Origin of the sequence: Gudongella sp. DL1XJH-153 (assembly GCF_049310905.1) — a bacterium.
GTDB lineage: Bacteria > Bacillota > Clostridia > Tissierellales > Tissierellaceae > Gudongella.
In genome coordinates, this window is the sequence record NZ_JBMEMN010000007.1 from 62,065 (window position 1) to 82,568 (window position 20,504).

Annotated in this window: 16 protein-coding genes; 1 reads left to right on the forward strand and 15 read right to left on the reverse strand. The window is 38.9% G+C overall.

The genetic code is table 11. The features are described 5' to 3' along the window. Nucleotides 1-3: 3 nt before the first annotated feature. The 13 genes from ACOEN1_RS04745 to ACOEN1_RS04805 all read right to left on the reverse strand — a co-directional run bounded on the left by ACOEN1_RS04745 (nt 4) and on the right by ACOEN1_RS04805 (nt 11,676). Nucleotides 4-339 (reverse strand): DUF192 domain-containing protein, encoded by a 336-nt coding sequence (locus ACOEN1_RS04745; RefSeq protein WP_422485326.1) that lies wholly within the window; start codon nt 337-339, stop codon nt 4-6. After that, nucleotides 329-2,326 carry a VWA domain-containing protein gene (locus tag ACOEN1_RS04750; protein ID WP_422485327.1) on the reverse strand — a complete coding sequence of 666 codons (1,998 nt, stop codon included), beginning with the start codon at nt 2,324-2,326 and terminating at the stop codon, nt 329-331. Before ACOEN1_RS04750 ends, ACOEN1_RS04745 begins: the two co-directional genes overlap by 11 nt. Before the next feature lie 15 nt (nt 2,327-2,341). Further along, entirely contained in the window at nt 2,342-3,262 is a 921-nt protein-coding gene (locus ACOEN1_RS04755; protein WP_422485329.1) for a type II secretion system F family protein, read from the reverse strand. A 28-nt stretch (nt 3,263-3,290) separates the two neighbouring features. Continuing rightward, nucleotides 3,291-4,250, reverse strand: a complete 960-nt coding sequence (locus ACOEN1_RS04760) for a type II secretion system F family protein (protein ID WP_422485330.1) — start codon at nt 4,248-4,250, stop codon at nt 3,291-3,293. Between the two features lie 2 nt (nt 4,251-4,252). Beyond that, entirely contained in the window at nt 4,253-5,623 is a 1,371-nt protein-coding gene (locus ACOEN1_RS04765; protein WP_422485332.1) for a CpaF family protein, read from the reverse strand. Nucleotides 5,624-5,637: 14 nt separating this feature from the next. Beyond that, on the reverse strand, nt 5,638-6,813 hold the full coding sequence (locus tag ACOEN1_RS04770) for an AAA family ATPase (protein ID WP_422485333.1): 1,176 nt from the start codon (nt 6,811-6,813) through the stop codon (nt 5,638-5,640). A 5-nt stretch (nt 6,814-6,818) separates the two neighbouring features. Beyond that, nucleotides 6,819-7,568, reverse strand: coding sequence for a Flp pilus assembly protein CpaB (gene cpaB, locus ACOEN1_RS04775; RefSeq protein ID WP_422485334.1), 750 nt, complete (start codon nt 7,566-7,568; stop codon nt 6,819-6,821). A gap of 27 nt (nt 7,569-7,595) precedes the next feature. Beyond that, on the reverse strand, nt 7,596-8,771 hold the full coding sequence (locus ACOEN1_RS04780) for a pilus assembly protein TadG-related protein (protein ID WP_422485335.1): 1,176 nt from the start codon (nt 8,769-8,771) through the stop codon (nt 7,596-7,598). Between the two features lie 10 nt (nt 8,772-8,781). After that, nucleotides 8,782-9,219 (reverse strand): TadE/TadG family type IV pilus assembly protein, encoded by a 438-nt coding sequence (locus ACOEN1_RS04785; protein ID WP_422485336.1) that lies wholly within the window; start codon nt 9,217-9,219, stop codon nt 8,782-8,784. Beyond that, a complete protein-coding gene (locus ACOEN1_RS04790) occupies nt 9,216-9,779 on the reverse strand; it encodes an A24 family peptidase (RefSeq protein ID WP_422485337.1) in 564 nt (187 codons plus the stop codon). The genes ACOEN1_RS04785 and ACOEN1_RS04790 overlap by 4 nt, the downstream gene beginning before the upstream one ends. A gap of 63 nt (nt 9,780-9,842) precedes the next feature. After that, a complete protein-coding gene (locus ACOEN1_RS04795; protein ID WP_422485338.1) occupies nt 9,843-10,028 on the reverse strand; it encodes a Flp family type IVb pilin in 186 nt (61 codons plus the stop codon). 327 nt (nt 10,029-10,355) lie between these two features. Next, nucleotides 10,356-11,228 carry a DMT family transporter gene (locus tag ACOEN1_RS04800; protein WP_422485339.1) on the reverse strand — a complete coding sequence of 291 codons (873 nt, stop codon included), beginning with the start codon at nt 11,226-11,228 and terminating at the stop codon, nt 10,356-10,358. A 16-nt stretch (nt 11,229-11,244) separates the two neighbouring features. After that, nucleotides 11,245-11,676, reverse strand: a complete 432-nt coding sequence (locus ACOEN1_RS04805; RefSeq protein WP_422485341.1) for a DUF1893 domain-containing protein — start codon at nt 11,674-11,676, stop codon at nt 11,245-11,247. Between the two features lie 151 nt (nt 11,677-11,827). On the opposite strand from ACOEN1_RS04805, the gene mnmH reads away from it, so the two are divergent. Further along, nucleotides 11,828-12,889: a tRNA 2-selenouridine(34) synthase MnmH gene (gene mnmH, locus ACOEN1_RS04810; RefSeq protein ID WP_422485342.1), complete on the forward strand. Its 1,062-nt coding sequence runs from the start codon at nt 11,828-11,830 to the stop codon at nt 12,887-12,889. A 106-nt stretch (nt 12,890-12,995) separates the two neighbouring features. Here the strand turns inward: mnmH and ACOEN1_RS04815 are convergent, their stop codons facing one another. Continuing rightward, nucleotides 12,996-13,958 (reverse strand): O-antigen ligase family protein, encoded by a 963-nt coding sequence (locus tag ACOEN1_RS04815; RefSeq protein WP_422485343.1) that lies wholly within the window; start codon nt 13,956-13,958, stop codon nt 12,996-12,998. A 902-nt stretch (nt 13,959-14,860) separates the two neighbouring features. Next, on the reverse strand, nt 14,861-20,158 hold the full coding sequence (locus tag ACOEN1_RS04820; RefSeq protein WP_422485344.1) for a GLUG motif-containing protein: 5,298 nt from the start codon (nt 20,156-20,158) through the stop codon (nt 14,861-14,863). Nucleotides 20,159-20,504: the final 346 nt, after the last annotated feature.

Below are 20,504 nucleotides of genomic sequence, written 5' to 3' on the forward strand. Positions count from 1 at the left end.
TCCCTAATTAAATTCAAGCTTATCTCCCTCATCTACATCATCAAAAACTCCTGCTTCGGCTTCCATAACAAAATGTGACTTCAAGACAAGAGGTCCCATTCTGCCTGGTTTAAAATTTCTCAAGACCTTCCGGACAATATTGTTTTTATCCACAAACAGTACATCTATTGAAAACTTCATTCTGAAGGTGTGAATCGAATTGCAGGGAACAATCATCATCCCCTCCTTCTCATCCAGACCCTTTCGTCCAAGAAGTCCTTGAAGTCTCTTTGTATATGTGTCAGCCATAATAATCTTATCCAATACCACCTTATCACGCACTGTCATTCTAGAAACCATTTGTTCTGCCCTCCAGGAAATCCTTGCCTGCTTCCTCTCCCTTGGACCATTTGGCATCCCCCATTGAATACCTGAAATGGTAGTCTCCAGAGACGAACTCCATTCCGTCATAAAGGTTCATCTCAGTGTAGATGTCATTTCTGAAGTGAAGTATTCCAGGCTGTGTTGTCTTTATATATGTTGATGTCATTGGCTTGTTTGAAAATAGCTTCTTCCATCCAAGAACGAATTTCCTACCCTCAACCAGCAGCTTCTTCCCGACGAAAATATCAAAGCTGTATCTGGTGCTGTGAAGATTGAAATCAGCCTTATCCTCCATATCCATCGATATCATGACTTCTCTCTTTTTTCTTTCCTTAAGGTTAAGGTCTTTTTTATCCTTAGGCTTTGATTCCTTCCAGTAGGTCAAGGTTCCCCTGATTTTTATGGCAGGAGCAAGCAGGATCAAGTAGAAAAGATTGCCAAGAATCCAAATTACCAATGGAAGCACAATAAATATTCCTACAATAATTGACAGAATGAAATAGTTCTCCTGTAGGTTGTTTACTATACTTCCAAAGAAGCCTACTCTCTCAACACGGTACTCAAGAGTAGCGTTTTCTAGCTCAGTTTCAGGATATAATGCCCTTACAAGAATCCTTAAGTCATCGGATCCCTTCTCAATCCCGGAATCTGTGTCTATATACAAGTTGACCGTTTTTGTGGTATCTGGTCCGACTTCAATCTGGCTGTTTCTGATATCCCCCAGGTTACCTTCAGCTGAAAAACCAAGCATCTCAGCAAATGGTGATCTGTTTTCAACCTCTACAGGTATGGTAAGGGCCTCGCCGCTTCTTACCCAAAGATCTTCCTTCCCAGCTTTCAATACTACTGTTCCCGGTACAGCAGAGAATATCTCTCCAAGATCCTTCCTCAAAGCAAAGGCCTCTTCCCTGTAAAGTCCAGTTGCCTCCAGTGATACATTGGCTGTGTACTCGCTGGTGATTTCCAATCTATTGGTCCAACGGCCATCACCTCCCATGATATCTCCGCTAATTTCTCCTCCATCGTCATAAAGAGGTAATCTGAAAACACCGCCGTCATCCTTTTCAACAACAAAATTGAAGCTATCAACCTTCAATAATGGTCCTTCCCCTACGCTTCTGTTGCCTACTCTTATTGATGCAACTATGGTTTCCCACTCACCAATTCTGTAACCTCCTTTTTTAGGCCAGAATTCATTTTGGAGAACTGGCTTTCCAATTGCTTCCTGAATTATTGCGGGAGCCAGAAGCTCCTCCACAAGTATTTCCCTTGATTGTAGCACCTGGATAAGATTTACATCAAGGTCATTGGAGTCAGTAAATATTCTTACATCGCCTGATGTTTCAGAGGCTATTCGATTCAAAACATCTACATCTATTCCCTCACTAAATCCAATGGAATAGACAGGATATCCATTTCTGGATATATCTGTCAAGCTTCCCCACAAACCTTCCATATACTCAGCCATCTGTTTTGGATTATTTGTTATATTGACAGGGTCCGGATCAGGTTTTCCATCTGTCAAGAATATTATTAGCTTTCTAACCTCAGGATCGTCAAGCTCCTGTAGCTGCGTATTTGACATATCAAGTGCAGCCTTGTAATCGGTATCTCCATCACTCGTTAACCTTCCTGCAATCTGAGTTTTTATATTATTACGTGAATCATCACCATCCATTTTAGTCATGGGTACAATCAAATCAACATTACTGTTGAAGGTTACTATACCAAGATAATCCTCAGGATACAAAAGCTCAATAAAGGTATTTGCGACTTTTTCCCTGAACATCAAAGGATCTGTTGTCAGCATGCTTCCGGATGTATCGATTACAAGTGAAATAGCCAACTTCTCCGATTTCAATTCCTCCAAAGGGTTGGCATAACTAGGGAATGGCATAACCATTCCCGCAAGTATAGATATTATCATTAAAATTACCATTGTTTTTGCTGTAAGTTTTATCACTGTCATCACCTCTGATTAAATCATATCTGAGAATACCCTTATTATCCTTATAATCGCAGGTCCAAGAATAACTATAAACAAGGCAGGAAACATAAAGACTACCAGCGGAAAGAGCATTTTTACCGGAACCTTCATTGCAGCCTCCTCTGCTCTTTGTCTCCTTTTCTGTCTCATTGAAGTCGATTGTACCCTCAACATATTTGCAATATTACTACCCAATTGCTCAGACTGAATAACAGCAGTCATAAAAGATGATATATCATCCACACCAGTTCTTGCATATATACCTCTTAAGGCATCCTCCCTTTTTCTGCCCTTGTTTATTTCATCGAGTGCTCTGTTAATCTCATCTGATAGCGGTCCAGGCATCTTTTCTGTAGTCCTCTTCAAGGCCATATCAAATCCCAGCCCTGCCTCTACTGATACAAATATCAGATCCAGCATATCCGGAAGACTCTTTTGTATCCTGGACCTTCTTGCCCTTGCCTTGATGTTTAGAATATAGTATGGAAGTATAAAGCCCACCAATGCAAGGAATACAATCATAAGTGGATTCAATTCAGAGGCTGTAGCCTGCACAACAAGAAAATAAAAGGCAGGTAATATGATAGCCACCATAAACTGGATGGCAATAAGTCTGTTTACATTGATGTTTCCCGGCGAGCCTGCCTGGATAATTGTCCGTTCCATGGCTTTGCTAATTCCCTTAGGAGTTGTCCTTCCAAGGAATCCAATAAACTTCTGGTAGGCAGGTTTAATTATCCTGTCCTTGAAAGGTTCCTGAAGAACAGATTCATCTGTGGGATCAACAAAATCTTGTTTAAGACTTTCCAGTCTCCCCTTGACCTTCTCCTTACGCTGGAATACTACCCCATAAACGATGAGCACAAGGTAGGCTACAAATGCTATTGTAGATAAATAGGCTAAAATCATCATAAGATCACCTTCTTGTCTTTCTTTTTATCTAGATCTCAATATCCGCTAGTCTCATCATAATAAATGCTCCTACAATTTGGAAGAAAATCGCTAATACTACCATTATTACCCCAACTGTACTACCAAACAGCTCCATAATATACTCTCGATTAACTACAAAAGTTATTAAAGCAATAGCGAAAGGAAGCAAAGATATAATTACTGCTGAAATTCTGCTCTGTGCTGTTAGTGTCCTTATTTCTCCCCTGATTCTCATTCTATCCCTGATTGTTGCAGCAATGGTGTCGAGGATCTCAGCAAGATTTCCTCCAACCTTACGCTGTATTATCAAGGCGGTTACAAACATATCAACATCTTCATCATCTGTTCTATTGGAAAAATCCATCAATGCATCGTCAAGTGTCTTGCCAATTGAGTTATCCCTCATGATTCTTAAAAACTCATCCCTGATTGGAGATTCCATTTCTGTTGCAGCAACATTCATTGCCTGAATAAAGCTGAATCCTGCCCTTAAACCGTTTGAAAGTATTGTCAATGCTTCCGGCAGCTGTGAATTCAACTGCTTCATCCTTTTCTTCTTGGTTGATGTTACAACCATATCAGGAATTCTGAATCCAAGAAGGAATCCTGCCACACCTATAAACCACATTCTTGTCAAAAGAAACAAGAGCAGTCCAAGGCCTGTTGCTACCAATAGCGATAGTCCCAGAAACTCCTCAACCCTCATAAAAATATAAGCGTGCTGAAGCTTTGCTTTCTTCTCTTCCATATATGACTTTCTCGAAACAGATCTGCTTACTGTACCGATTGTCTTAAGAACAAATTCTTTGAATGATATGTCCTCTTCCTCGCCAACTTCTTCTTCATCGCTCAGATACATTTCCATTCGATTGGCTACCTTCAATTTTCTATTAAAAAGAATGGCATACAACCCTAGAAAAACCAAAAATACTGTAAGAAATCCCAAAAATAATATAAGATAAATCATGGCTATAACCTCCTGTCAGTGTTGAAAACAGATGCAGGTATGGTTTCGCCATAGGCTTTCAGCTTCTCCATGAATTTAGGAACGATTCCAGTTGGCATATGTCTGCCAAGAACATTCCCTCCTTCATCGAAGCCTTCCTGTTTAAATATATATAAATCCTGGAGGGTTATTGTATCTGCCTCCATTCCAACTATCTCAGTTATTTTCATTACCTTTCTTGTACCATCAGTCATTCTTGAAACAAATACAATAAGATTGATTGCAGATGACACCTGCTCACGAATTGCCCTTGAAGGTAGATCCATTCCAGACATCATCACCATTGTTTCAAGTCTACCAAGGGTATCCCTTGGACTGTTGGAGTGTATTGTTGTAATTGATCCGTCATGCCCTGTATTCATTGCCTGGAGCATGTCCAGCGCCTCGCCGCCTCTTACCTCTCCTACAATTATCCTGTCCGGTCTCATCCTAAGGGAGTTGATTACAAGTTCCCTGATTGCCACCTGACCCTTGCCTTCAATGTTAGGAGGTCTGCTCTCAAGAGAAACCACATGGTCCTTCTGAAGCTGAAGCTCTGCCGCATCCTCAATTGTTACTATACGTTCGTTGTTTGGAATAAAATTAGATATTACATTTAGCAGTGTTGTCTTACCGCTACCAGTACCTCCTGCTACGATTATATTGATTCTTCCCCTTACACAAGCCTTTATCAGTTTTGCAATATCAGCTGTAAGGGTACCAAAGGTAATCAAGTCCTCAAGAGTATAGGGTTCAACTGCAAACTTACGGATGGTGATTGTTGGTCCCTTGATGGAAAGTGGTGGAATTATTACATTCACACGAGATCCGTCTGGGAGTCTACCATCTACCATCGGCGAACTTTCATCTACCCTTCTTCCAAGAGGAGAAATGATCTTGTCAATTGTATGCATAATATGGGTGTTGTCCCGGAAATTGATTTCAGCCCTTGTGATCTTTCCCTTTCTTTCAACAAATACATCATCAGGAGAATTTACCATAATCTCTGTTACAGTTGGGTCGTTAATCAGCGGTGTAATTGGACCGTATCCAAATACCTCGTCCATTATATAACCAGCAACTCTTTGCTTGTCCCCAAATGAAAGATTACGTTTTGATTCCATTAGAATATCGTTTATTATCTTGTTTGTATCATCCAGTACCTGCTTTTTAAAAAGCTTGTCTTCTGCATTTACAGTACCAGAGATTGTTTCTATTACCCTACCCAGCGTTTCTGTGGCAATCTCTTCAAGCTCCTTCCGCTTACGGAGAACCACTTCACCAGTTCCCTGGTCATGTATAATTGTATCATCGTTGTTTTTTAAATTCTTAAAATTAAAGGAACCGTTTCCCATGGTATCACCTCCGGCTAGTTACGGCCATTCCCCTCAAAATCACTGCTGATCTTCTTTGCCAAAGCACTGAATCCCTTTCCTACTGAGCTTCTTGGTTTTGAAATCACTACTGGTGTCCCGCTGTTAAGGGATTGTATTGCCAACTTGTAATCTGCATCAATCACCGAGTAAAGACTCTGACCCAATGTACTTTCAACATCCTTTGTCTTGATCTGACTTGATGAGTCCGCTCTGTTTAACAATATCTTTATCTTGTTCTTTGGAAAATTCAATTCGTGAAGAGTCAAAATGGATGCCTTGATATTACGAAGTGTTGAAATCTCAGGTGTAGTTACCATAATAAGCACATCTGCAAATTGAAATGCAGGGTTAACAGGCTCGTAGAACCTGGCTGGCATATCAACAACTACGTAATCAAAAGCCCCTCTTAACGCCTTCAATATAATTTCAATATGTTCCGCTGTTATAAATTCATTTATCTGTGGCTTTGCATTTGCAGGAAGAACCTTAATTCCCGATTCATGCGGAATAAGATATGATTCAATAATATCCTGGTCAATGTTTCTAATATCATCAACTATATCCATAATGGTAAACCTTGGTATAAGATTAAGTGCCAGCACTGTATTCCCAAAGTCCAGATCCAGGTCCACCAGACATACCCTCTTGTCGTTGCCTTTTGAAAGTGCAATAGCAAGGTTTGTTGAAATAAAGGTTTTTCCAACACCTCCCTTGGTGCTGAATACCGTCACCACATTGCCATTTGACGATCTCCTTCTTCTGGTTGGAGCCGATTCCCTGTGTACAACCTCCTTGTCCTTTACAAGTTCAAAGGACCTGTAAATGGAATCCACAAGCTTGGATGAAGTAAACGGGGAGATGATTACATCCTTTGCTCCGACAAATATCGCCCTGTACATTGTGTCCTCAAGAAGTTGATTCTCAACCAGCACCACTGCAATTTCAGGATACTCTTTGGATAAAAAATCCGTAAACTCATATCTGTCGAAATCAACATTGGTTCCAATAAGGACAATATTGGGATACTTTTCGCCGATGTAGTAATTGGCCTCCTCTGTTGTAGTGGCATCCCCCACCAGATTGACATAGTCAACTTTGCCTAGGGTTTCCGTTACCAGGTCCTTGTCATCACTGCTCTTTTCAATCAATAGTACCTTTATTTTATCCAAGAATATCACCTCACTCTAAATGTCTCAAAATTGTCCATACCGTAATGTTCAAGTTCGTTGATCTGGTTGTCAACTGGATTTCGAAGGGTCATGTGAATGCTACCGTTCAGTGTAACCCATGCAAGTATTTCAGCTTCTTCAGGGGTTGCCAGAAGTGTTATTGATCCGGGTTGCTCGTAGCTTTCCTCAGCTGTTGGAGCATTTCTGCTTCCCAGCTCCAATACTTCCATATTCTGGAACTGAGTGAATGTTGTTGAGCCAACTCTGTCTCCCTCTACTGGTGGCTCAGTCTCCTCAAGATTTGTTTCGTAGGTTACAAGTATATCTACCTTGTCACCCTTTTGGATAAAATTAGAAACTCCGCTGATTGTAGAGAGCGGTATTGAAATTGCTCTCATGTTTTCTGGAAGCCAATAGGATAATCCAGCATCGGATTCTTCATTAACAATTCTTCCTGAAAGAATCTGCTCGCCTGAGATTATTTCTGTTCTTGTTATTGCTCCCACTACTAAATCAAGTTCTGTTACTGCATCAGGATGTATACCTTCGGCTGGAAGTGAAGAAATCTGTACCATCTCCTCGGTAATCCTGATATGCTCAGGTATTGCGGTTATGGCTGTAACCACATCAGAATAAGAGGTTGCAGCCGCTTCCTCTGGTTCGACCCTGAGAGACTGAATATACCTGTTTAAGAAAAATATTGTGATAATACCTAGTAGTACCCCGATCAGGAGTATCTTTTTGTTCACCTTCATAGACTGCACCTCTTTCTGTTTTTTACTTTACTCAATCAGTTTGCTATATGGTGGAGTGGGAATTTCTGAATCAGAGTTAGGATCAGTTTGATCATCATCCTTAACAATGACCTCTAGTGGAACTTTTGTCCCAGTAAATTTACCGATTATAGTTGATTTTGGTAGATGCTCTCCTTCAAACTTATCATGATATTTAACTGCATTATCGCTAGTAGTATCAAAATAATCTGAATTATCGTATAAAGCAAACTTTGAACCTTCGCTTGGCTTGTAACCACCTTCACCTTCATCTTTGTCGTTACCCTCACTTGTAATTACATCATAAATCTCAAAGTAAGCAAAATACTTAATCGGTAACCTTAAACTGCTTCCTTGTTGAGTGATATTATCCCAATCAATTACAGGTACTAAACCTGTCATAAACGCTCTTCTATCATCCTCGTTTGATAGTTTGTTTGCTTCCTTCATTCTAGTCTCTATAGGATTATTTACTTTACCAACATCTAATCCAGTTTTATTATCTATAACAGTATCAAGTTCTAACTCAACCTCCATATATTCACCCTCGAATGCATCTGCAATTCCAGATGAGCTTTTGAAGATATCTAATAACCCCCAGTTCCCGTTAACTACTGAATCCAAATCATCTACAAACTTTCCTGAGTGTAAATATACAATATCTGGATTTAGATATACGTCACCCGAACCCTCAAACTCCTTCGTAAAAACAGGCAATATATCTCCAGCCTTCACTTTAGTAATATATCCCCAAGTAGCTACCGCTTTAGCCGAAACATCGCTATCTGTGTTTGCAGGGTTTAAAAACCTAGCAAATACGGTATTAATATTATTAGTTACAACAACTGTTATTGTATCTCTCTGAGGATAGTCATCGTTATTCCAAATAACTTTAATATCTTCATCTTTAACTACCCCATTTTTTTTAGCTAAATCTCTAGCTACATTTTCAGCGGTGATTTTTGCAGCACCTAAATCTGGAACTATCTTTCTTAGTTCATCCTCCATAACTTGTGCTCCACCAAGAGTTGCAGCATCAGCTGCCGTAACCATATTTCTTCTCTCTCCATAAACATAGCCTGTATCTACCAAAAAAGTTGAAAAGCCCATTAAAAGAACTAACAAAAGAGCCATAAATATTGTGGATTGACCTTTTTCATCCTTGAACAAGTTACGGTTCTTCATTTCTAATCACCTATTCCTTCCTCATTACTGCACTAGCTTCCCAAATAAGTTTATCTGCTCCTATTAGCTTCCCATCACCAGCAATAACTCCTAAAAGCGGCTCCATCTTAGCGGTTACTAAAACTGTAACATTTGGCTCCAGATTGTTAGTAAAACCAGAAACATCGACATCTAGAATAGTCAAATCGGAAAAATCATAATTATTGGCAACCCCCATGACATAGTCCTCTATATTGAAACCAGGAATCTGATTATACTCGAGTGGAGGCACTGCAGCGGCTCTTACACCTTCTCTTACCATACTGTTCAAAGTTATTCTTCCATAAAATAGCCAGCCCACCTCTAAAACTCCTATTAAGAATGGGAGGACCAGTAAAGCAAATATTAGTGCGAATTCTACTGTCGCCTGTCCTTTTTTCTCATGAATTAATTTATGAAATATTCTCACTTTATCACCCCATTCACATAAGAAATCACCACTCCTAACCCTATTGCTACTCCATAAGGCAGATAAGTACTCTTTACACCAGTTCCCAATCCAAGAAAGTAATCATTTATTTCTTTTAATTTTTGATTATTAAATGTTGACGTTAGTACAAATAATAAGGGTCGTAAAATCAAACCAAGTATTCGTTTTAGAGTAATACCCAACTTCTTCTTATAAATTAAGTATATTATTACAATCACACCACCTGCAAAAGATGAATACAGAAGTGTATAAAGTGTAAATTCGAATCCTTTCAAAGCTCCAATGGCAGCCAAAAACTTTACATCTCCACCACCTAAGGCTCCTAAAATAAAAGGAATTACAAGTATTCCAAGTCCTGTAATAAATCCAAAAAAACTAAACTTAAATCCCTCAAACCCGCCAAATATTGTATATGCTGATAAACCCCAAAGTATTACAGGTAAAGTAATAAAATTGGGGATTTTTTTCTGAGTTAGATCAAAGTAAACTGCTAATATTACCATAGAAAACAAAATAATGTCATTTAGTATTAGGTTCATATCTGTCTCCTGAAGAATTTTGGGAGAACTGCCCAAAAGGGCAGTCTCTCATAAATACCATACTTAATTCACTCCTGATGCTGCATTGTCAAGAGCACCACCAATTGCGCTCCATAAGCCTCTCATTGCAGTTTCTACTGGGCCAGCTGATAAAATCAGTACTATAGCTATCAAACCAATAATCAATGCATACTCTACAGTTCCCTGTCCTTCTTCATCCTTCCAAAGTCTCATAATAAGATTCATCATCATTTTTCCTCCTTTTCATGTACTCTCTCCGGCTTTCGTTTATCTTCTACGTACAATTTCCTTTCACTACTAACGTTCACTTCATCCAACCACCCCACTAAAGTTATTAGGTCTAAAAAAGACCGTCACAAATTCTGTCCCGGTCGGTTACGTCACTGGCTAACTATAAAGAAGACGTCCAAATAATCTTTATAGATCAAGGCCCCCAAATAAACTAGTATTATTACTTAACATTATAATACCCGGTGTTGGCTAATGTAAACCACCTCACAGTTTTATACTGGTTTTATTTGGATTTTTTTTCAGTTTTATGTAATTACTTGTTAACTACCCTTCGATTTGATGGTTGACATATTTGTTCGCTTCTATTTGATTCATTCTGTTTGCCAAAAGGCTTCTGGCAATGACAGTTCCAAGTACAATTGCTCCACCAACCAGGGATATTGGTCCAGGTCTCTCCCCTGCAATCAGGAAAACCCAGATTGGATTAAGTATCGGTTCAAGAAACATGATAAGAATTGCTTCAAGGGCTGTAAGGTGTTTTACTGCCAGTGAATAGAATATGTAGGCAATCCCCACCTGAAAGGTTCCAAGGACGAACAGTCCGATTAAATCTCCCGTTGTAAATGACAGGCCAATAAGAAATGGAATTCCAATGACAGCTGTAATCATATGCCCTAGAAGTGTTGTTTCCACTGGTTTTTCATCCTTCTGGAATCTCAATGAAATGGTCACTCCAGCTAGGGCAATCCCGCTTCCGATTGCAACCATATTACCTGTCCAGTTTCCTCCTGATACATCATCCATGAAAAACAGGACCATTCCTATTGCAACTGAAAATATTGCGGCAGTATCATACCATCTTATTCTTTCCTTCAATACCCATACGCTTAATATGGCCACCCAGATCGGTGCTGTGAACTGGAGAATTATAGCATTTGCTGCCGTAGTCAATTTATTCGCAATAACAAAGCCTATGATCATTGCCGAGTAGCATAAGGCTCCTGAAATCTGTGCCTTAGAAAATGTAAACTTTGGTTTTTTTACATAAAGCCATACCACTACAGTTGAAAATATTGCACGTCCTCCCGCTATGGTCATCGCAGGCAGGTCAATAAACTTGATTATAATCCCTCCGGTACTTAGGAGAGTTGCTGCAATTACAATATATATTATGGATCTTAATCTGTCCTTGTTCATTTCTCTACCGTCCTTGCTATTTTTTCATCCCAACTGTAATGAAGAATGCCTCAATTCCATCAATCAGGTCATCGACACTGCTTACATTTCTTGATATCGTTTCAATTGGACACATTCCGTCCATATCCCTGTTAAGTATATGTTTTACCTTTTGCCCATATTCTATACTAACACCTTTGGACTGGAAAATCTCTACTGCTGGATCTGATATCAGGTCTGTATAGATACCTGAAATCTTACCTTCTGCCAGTAACATAGCGGCTGCTTTTCCAGTTATTCTATCCGCAACAAATGCTCCCTTGAGACTATCAAATTCTTTCGTATAAACATCATAAACCGGTTTTATTCCTCTGTCTGTTGATTGTGCCACTACTTTTTCATTATTATATACAACCATTTTCAGGCTATTTAACTCCATATATTCTTTTGCTTTTATTATTCCTTCCACTTTGTCATCTCCTCCATTATGTTCTCCATCTATTCTACATCAAGGGTGGAAAAAATCAAGCGGTTTTCCCTATATGCTTTACTAATAGAGAATTAGGTATATAATATTAGAGTAGAAAACTAATATAGATATTAAGAAAATGAGGTAGATTATGTATCCTGATATAAAGTACAGTGAGCTGGAAGAAAAACTAAAAAGTGACGATTATGTTCTAATAGATGTACGAACTCCAAAGGAGTATGCACAGGAAACTATTCCTGGTGCCATAAATGTTCCACTATTTTCAAATGAAGAAAGGGAAATTGTAGGCACAGCATACAAGCAGCAGTCCGTAGATGAGGCCAAGATGCTTGGTGTTGAAGCTGTATCAAAGAGGTTGCCGGAAATGTTCAAAACCTTGTTGGAAATCAACAAAAAACACCAGCATTTGGTGTTCTTTTGTGCAAGAGGTGGATTTAGAAGTGCAAGTATTGTGGCTTTCTTGAAAAGTCTTAAGATAAGTGCATTGAAGCTGGATGGTGGATACAAAAGCTACAGGACATATGTCATAGAAAAGCTCCCTGAGGTAACGAAGGATATTGAGCTTGTTGTACTTTATGGCAATACCGGGACTGGCAAAACTCAGGTTCTTGAAGCCTTGAAAAGGAAGGGTGCTGATGTTCTTGACCTTGAGGGATGTGCAAATCACAGAGGTTCTACTCTTGGTGCGGTTGGCCTTGGTGAGCCAAATACTCAGAAAATGTTTGAATCATTGCTTTACGATGCATTGAAGGATAAAAAAACGAATCTTGTCTTTACTGAGGGTGAGAGCAAGAGGATCGGTCGGTCTGTTATTCCTGAATATATTTTTGATAAGATTCGTGGTGGAATTCATGTTGAGATTACTGCTCCGATGGATACGAGAGTCGAGAACATCGTATCTGATTATGTCTATGATAGTGATGATGATCTTATTGAAGCCTTGAATTATTTGAGAAAACGTCTTGGCAGTGAGAAGATTGACAGCTATATTGAGAGGGTTAAACAGGATGATTACCGATCTGTTGCAAGGGATCTTATGATTGAATACTATGATCCCATGTATGAGCATAATCCGAAGAATTATGTTTTTCAGGTTGAAAATGTTGATCCGGAAAGGACGGCGGAAATACTTCTTGAACATTTCCAAGTTGAAAGTAGAAAGTTGAAAGAAAAAGATTCTTTATTATTCTGATTGCTACTTTATGAATTCAAACAACTAGAAAGCCTCATGCTTATTTATTAGGGTCTACCTATTAGGTATGTGATCTCTCCACGAAGGTCGGAATGATTATAAAAAGCTAATTCAATTCTTGGTTTTCAGCATCCAAAGATAAGCGCAGCAGTATCCCCAAAAATACCCAATAAATATATGCAACTGTAATAATGCTTAAGTTGAAAAAAGCCTGAATAAGATATCCAATGATTGATGCCATCAAAGGTATTATCATTGGATTTTTGTTTTTATTTCTAAATGCCCTTCTTAAAATGCTAAACACAAAAGCAAGATATACAAGTAATGATGGTATCCCTGTGGTAAAGGCAATATGAAGGTATTCATTATGTGCCTTATCAAATATTCTTTCTTCATCATATTTCGCAATAATATCATCATAGTAACGCTCTGAAAAAACCTCTCCCAACGTTTCAGGACCAAATCCAAGTAGTGGTTTTTCAAATATAAGTGGTATAACCCTCTCCCATATGAAAATTCTGTTGGCACCTCCATCCTCATAACCATCTGCTTGAGTCAAAACATCTCCTGCTTCATCCACTAAACTAAGTGCTCTTAGGATAACCCTACCCTCACTTTCAATTTCCATGGCAACAGTAATTACCAATAGCAAAACAAGTAGGTAAATGATAAACTTTTTGTTAAATTTTGATTTAATAGCATATGATACTATAATTCCGAATGCAAAAAATGAGCCTACCCATCCACTTCTGGTAAATGAGGTGATAAGGGAAAAGTAAATGGAACCAGCTGCAAGATAATATAGCATATTACCTGTCTTGAGGTATGCATAGGCAGCAATAGGAAGTACAAGTGTCAGGTAGGTACCATGAAAGTTTGGGTTTCCGAAGGTAGAATGCCCTCTGCCTACAAAAATCACCCTAGCCAATTCCTTAGGCATGGGATCGAAACCAAAATACTGGATTACTCCATACAGAGATAAAATTATTGTTGTTACGATAAACACTTTGAAATATTTTTCGTTGAACTTAAAATTTCTGTATGCAAGAAAAAATAGAAATATGTACATAATTAGGGTTATAAGTCCTTCGAATCTTGTTGAATAACCTATTAGAGAATATAGACGATTATGGGAGAATACCGTGGCTAAAACTATGAGAAGTAAATACAGTAAAATAAGTTTATCTTCGATGTGAATAGGATATGACTCCTTTGATTTTCTAAGGAGCATGGTGATTGATATCAATACTGTTAGTAGGAGTAAAAAAAGAAACTTTGGCCAAGATGAATAGCTTATTGTATTTGGAAAATACATAAATGGAGTGACTGCTATAACAATTAGTATGAAAAAATTCATTTTGTCCCTAAAGTTCATGTTTTCACCCCTTGTAATTATTCTGCGTACTCTAAATGTTCAATATTACTAATCTTATTAATGAGGTTATACCCATTACAGAATAATTTCAAGAATTTTCTATTTGAAAAATGAAAAAAGAGATCCCTCCGCTAAGATCGGGAAGACGGACCAATTCATACCCCATCGATTAATTACAGTAAAATCAAAGATTTTTTGTAATTATATCGCCGGGCATACCATGCTGACAGATTAAAATCAAAATCTAAGATTTTGATTAGTCTAGTCGCTTGGGACAAGCAAGCAACTTAGAATTGTGTATGGCTATATTAAGGGTCAAAGATCCTTCGCGTTGCTCAGGAAGACAATTTTTCTAGTATGAGACAATAGAAAGAAAATTTGAAAAACGATATCCTTCCACTTCGGTCAGGATGACTGAACAACTCATACCCTACCAATGAAATATATCAAAATCATTTTTTTTTGGGTATTTCTATCGCTAGCACTTATTACAAAAAATCATCAATAAGCAGTTAAAGGTCATTGAATAGACAAAACTAATGGAGATGATCTATCTCCATTAGTTTTATAACCCGTTTCTTGTTGTATGCTTAAGATTAACCTATTGGTTGTGGAAGTGGGTCTTGTTCGTTGTCTATAAGGTATGGATAAGTAATATTCTCAATGATATTCCAAATTGTGTCGAAATTCCAATCACTAAAATTTGATGAGTTGGTCATATATGAGGTTGAATATCCTGTTCCACCTGCTGAAGTATCTTGATTGGAAGTTTCTGTGTTCCAGTAGCTTAATGTAACAGTTCCTTTATTAAATCCTAACAATCCTCCAGTACCTGCAGTCCCAGTGACTGACCCTGTGGAATAAGAATTTGATATTTTTCCATTACTAGTTGTATTATAACCAACTAATCCTCCGACAAACCTGTAGCCAACTACGTTTCCTAAAGAATAACAATTCTTTATATTGCCTGAGTTGTATCCAACTAATCCACCAGAATGAGTATCACTATTAATTGTATCAGCAGTAACATTTCCAGATGAAAAAGACTCGTTTATATCACCCTCATTACGACCGACAAGTCCACCTACTTGCTTGATACCTTTTACATCCCCTGTTGAGTAACACTTATCAATTTTACCAACGTAATTATGACCTGCAAATCCACCAACATTATCAGCAGAACTAGTAACTTTTACTTCAGAATTAGAATTAGTTATAATCCCAAAGTCTCTATTACTTCCTACAAAACCTCCAACACCGAATGTTCCGCTAACTTCTCCTTTGACATTGCTATCATTAATGATTCCATTATTAATGCCGACTAAAATCCCTGTTTGTTGATTTCCATTTACTATACCTATCACTGAACATGACGATATAATACCTGAATTGTAACCAAACAAACCTATATAGATACCTGAAGGACGGTTGATATATAAGTTGCTAATTGTGTACTCATTACCATTGTAACTTCCACTAAAAGTTTTTAATGTGTTACCTATTGGTTCCCAACCATTCCCTTCGTTATAAGGAGCTTTATCCAAATCTATATTGGCCGTCTGAATGAATTGTTTGTCTAGGTAGTTGCGCACCTGGTCAAGCTGCTCTGCTGTGGCAACTTGAAAAGGATCCTCCGCTGTTCCTTTACCTCCTGCAAAAGGACTTGGGGGATATGGAATAGTTGACTCGGTCTGCCACTGGAAATATGGATAAGTACCTTCTTTTATATTCCAAATATCTTTGAAGTCCCACCCAAAAAATGTTATTTGTTGGATCATCTCATCAGTTGTTTTCCCATTAGCAGAATCACTTCCGCTAGAAATAGTCTGGTTGGTGGTGTCTTTGTTCCAGAATGAATTGTTGATAAGGACACCGTCTCTATTTGCACCCACTAAGCCGCCTGTGTCTTGACTCCCGGATACTTGTCCAATAGCGTAGGCATTATTGATATTCCCGTTATTTGTCCCGATCAATCCCCCAATAAATTTATTGCCTGTGACGGATCCTGTAGCGTATGAATCTTCAATTAATGTATCTAATTGCGAATTCCCCACCAGGCCTCCAATTGCATTTCTTGTTCCTGGCTCTATTCCAATTACACTGCCTGAGGCATAAGAAGTTTTTATGGTACCTGTACTGAAATCACCAACCAAACCACCTACCCAAACAGGACCTCTTACCTCTCCTGTTGCATAACTGTCTTCTAATACGCCCTCGAATGAGCCTATCAACCCTCCTACGAAGCTTATATTTCCTGTAACATCGCCTGTTGCATAAGATTCACTAATGGTAGCGTTAGTTCCCGTCCCTAAAAGGCCACCCACATACCTGCCAGTTCCATTTACGATACCCGAGGCACTGGATTTTCTAATAGTAGCATTTGGAGAGGATCCTACCAAACCGCCCACCCATTCGAATCCAGAAACATCAACAGTTGAATTGCACTGTTCAACCAAGCCACCTTGCAAATTTCCAACCAATCCTCCCACATAAGTTGACTCTGCGCTTACAGTTCCTGATGCGCTGATGTTGCGCAGGGTACCGCCATCGATCTCTCCTGCTACTGTACCGACTCTGGTGTTACCTGAAATATTAGCATTCACCAGAGCAAGATCTTGGATCAGGACAGTGGATAATAAAGTGTCGAATAGTCCCACATTATTCTCAGTGGGCCTGTTAATCATGATGTTGCTGATGGTTTTTTCATTGCCGTCATAGGAGCCTTCAAATCCACTAATCGGCACCCAACCTTTTCCGGTGTTCCAGGGATCAAGGTCTAGATCAATATTTGCTGTTTGAATGAAATGTTTGTCGAGGTAATTTCTGACTACGTCCAATTGTTGGGCATTGGCCACTTGATATGGGTTCAAAAGAGTTCCAGAGCCTCCGTCGAACGGAGATGGTGGATACGGAATATTTTGATCATTTTGCCACCTGAAGTAGGGATAGCTTTGTCCCTCTTTCATGGTCCAGATATTAGCAAAATCCCAGTCTACATAAATAGGAACGCTGTTAATTTCTTTAATCATAGCACTGGTTACATACCCTGTGCCACCTACGGAATTTAACCTTCCTGTGGTTTCTGTATCCCAGTAGCTGGATGTTATAGGTGCCGATGGGCTACTTTCCCAGATTGCACCTACCAAGCCTCCAGTGTAAGCTGACCCGCTTACTTTTCCATAGGCATATGCATTGGTAATTTCAGCAGGGCTACCTCCACCACTGTAGAAACCAACCAAACCTCCCACAGTGTTGCCACCGGTTACCGAACCGGAAGCGTATACATTTCGTACATAACCCGGTAAGCTACCAATCAATCCTCCAACATAGGTATTTCCATTAACATTACCGCTACTAAAGCATCTTTCAGTAATTCCCCATGCTAGTCCAATCAAACCACCCACTGATTCATCCCCTGTAACACTTCCTGTGCTGTAGCTGTTTGTTAGTGGATTGTTTGAGTGCCAACCTAACAAACCCCCGACATATTCATTACCCGTAACATCACCTGTGGCAAAAGAGTTATTAATATGTCCACCATTATGACCAGCTAAGCCTCCTGCTTTATTACCTGTACCAGTAGGCGAAACGTATATCTTAACACTAGCTTCACTATTGGAAAGAGTTGCATAGTTGACGCCAACCAACCCTCCAATTGCATATCCCCGCTGATCCAAAGCGATAATTTCTCCGAATGCAGAACAGTTATCAATGGTTGTATTATTATCAGCTCTTCCCACAAGAGACCCAACTGAGTGAAGCTCAGTGCCTCTAATTATAACATTTTCCAAGTTTATATTGGATAGCTGTGCATATATCTCAGCTTCCCAGTCATATCCGATTACACCAAACAAGCCTACATATTGATCACTCGCATCAGGAACAATGGTTAGATGATTAATAGTTTTATTATTTCCATCGTATGATCCTACGAACTGACCTCCGCTTGAAAACTCTCCGATGGGCTCCCATTCCTTATCAGTCAGGTCAATATCTTCCACCTGGATGAAATGTTTGTCAAGATAATTTCTAACATTATTAAGCTGTTCAGCCGTTGCTACCTGAAAAGGATTAGATTCTGTACCTGAACCTCCAGCAAATTCTCCAGTTGATTCGAAATAGGCTGTAAAAGTCTTATTTTCAGAAGTCGTGGTATATGAAAGTGCTGAGGATGTAGTTATTTGATTCTCACCATCTTTCCATTCCACAAATTCATAACCATCATTGGCAGTTGCAGTTATTGTAACTTCTGTGCCTTCTTCATAGTTTCCAGAACCACTCGTTGTTCCAGATCCGGTTGGAGTAACTACTAAATCTAAACTGTAATTAGGTTCGCCAGTTGATTCAAAATAGGCTGTAAAAGTCTTGTTTTCAGAAGTCGTAGTATATGAAAGTGCTGAGGATGTAGTTATTTGATTCTCACCATCTTTCCATTCTACAAATTCATAACCGCCATTGGCAGTTGCAGTTATTGTAATCTTTGTGCCTTCTTCATAGCTCCCGGCACCTCTCGTTGTTCCAGCTCCAGTTGGAGCAACATTTAATGTTAGACTGTATTTAGATACAGAAGGTGTTGAAGGTTCTGTAGAGGATGAAGTTCTAGAATCTCTTCTAGGCTGCAAGTTCACTGGAAGTTTGACATCGTAGTTTGAATCTTTAGCGAAATCTCCCAGTGCCTCTAGTATGATGCCTTTATTAACAACTTCAATTTCTGAATCTACATATAGTTTTTCAACCCTGGAATCTGCTGACACTAATATGTTCACATTTTCCAGATCTTTATGGATGTTTAATTCTTCAATTTTGCTATTGCCAGTTATTTCTATATCAGCGGGTGCCTTAACGTCGATTTTATCGAAGCTACCTTCAAATTCTAGGCTTTCTCCTGGAGTCACTCTTATTACTTCTACATCTCCAAAGCTGTTGGAATTTAGTCTTTCCACTTGCAATCTAGCTGATGAATAAAGGTATGTTTTATTTATAGTTGTATTACCTTGTGCAATAATTCTTATTTTTCCATCTTTTTTTATTATTAGCAGATTTGCAAGAGATGAGTTTTTTATTATTATTGAGTTATCTCCCCCACCCTTTACTATGGTTTCTCCTGTAACTGTAATGTTGTCTAAGGTTACATCTCCTTCTCCTATTCCTTCTGCCAGGTATAGGTCCCCGTCTATTATGATGTTTTGAAGGGTTACATCCTCAGCTGAAACGGTAACATTTCCAGTTACTTGTAATACATCTTCATCTACACTTGGTCCGTATGTTCCAGATTCATTGTAAATAGTTCCAAATAAGTTATTTAAGACCTTGACTGATTCTGCCCTTGTTATATAGTCTGAGGCTTTCAATGTATTATCTTCATATCCTGACAAGTAGCCTCTCTGCACTGCAAGCATAAGTGAAGCTCGACTCCAGTCAGGTGTATCTTCCGTATCAGTAAATCTCCCCAAACTATCTTCGTCAGTTGCTTCGAGTTGTGCTAAATTTTGAAGTATTACAGCAACTTCCTGTCTTGTAATCTTCTCATTTGCCCTAAAAGTATTATCTTCGTAGCCTGTTATGTATTCTCCGTATATTGCCCTTTTCAAATCTTTGTAATACCAATCACTTTCTTCTACATCGCTAAAAGAAATTTCTTCCTCAATCTGAATATTTATTACATTGTTGACCAATGTAATAAATTCAGCTCTGGTGATATTATCGTTGGGCTTGAATGTGCCATCACCATATCCGCTAATTAAATCTTTCTCCGTCCATTCTTCGATATCTGTTTTTGCCCAATGGTTGTCTACATCCGTAAATGACTCTCCAAATGCTACTTGGCCAACTCCCCCAAACATTGAGAAAACCATTGTAAATGTTAATAGCCAACACAAAATTTTCTTGTCCACCCCTTACTCCCCCTTATAGATTATTTTTACTGGCTCACATTTCTCAGTCGAATTAATACAATATTACTTCATCATATATTATATAATTTTCTGACTATAAAAGGATGCATTCAAGTCATTTGTCAATGCCAATTGCCTGGCATGAATTGTGACAAGAAACGAGATCCTTCGGCTTCGGTCAGGATGACGTTTGGGTCGAGCTCTTGGGGAACAAGATTCTTCGGCAAGCCTCAGCTACCCTATCAATGAAATATATCAAAATCAAAGATTGGGGATGCGGACAAAATCTTGGACAAATAGTCTAGGAGGGTGTCTATGTATTCCAGAGAAGAGAGAAACAGAGCAA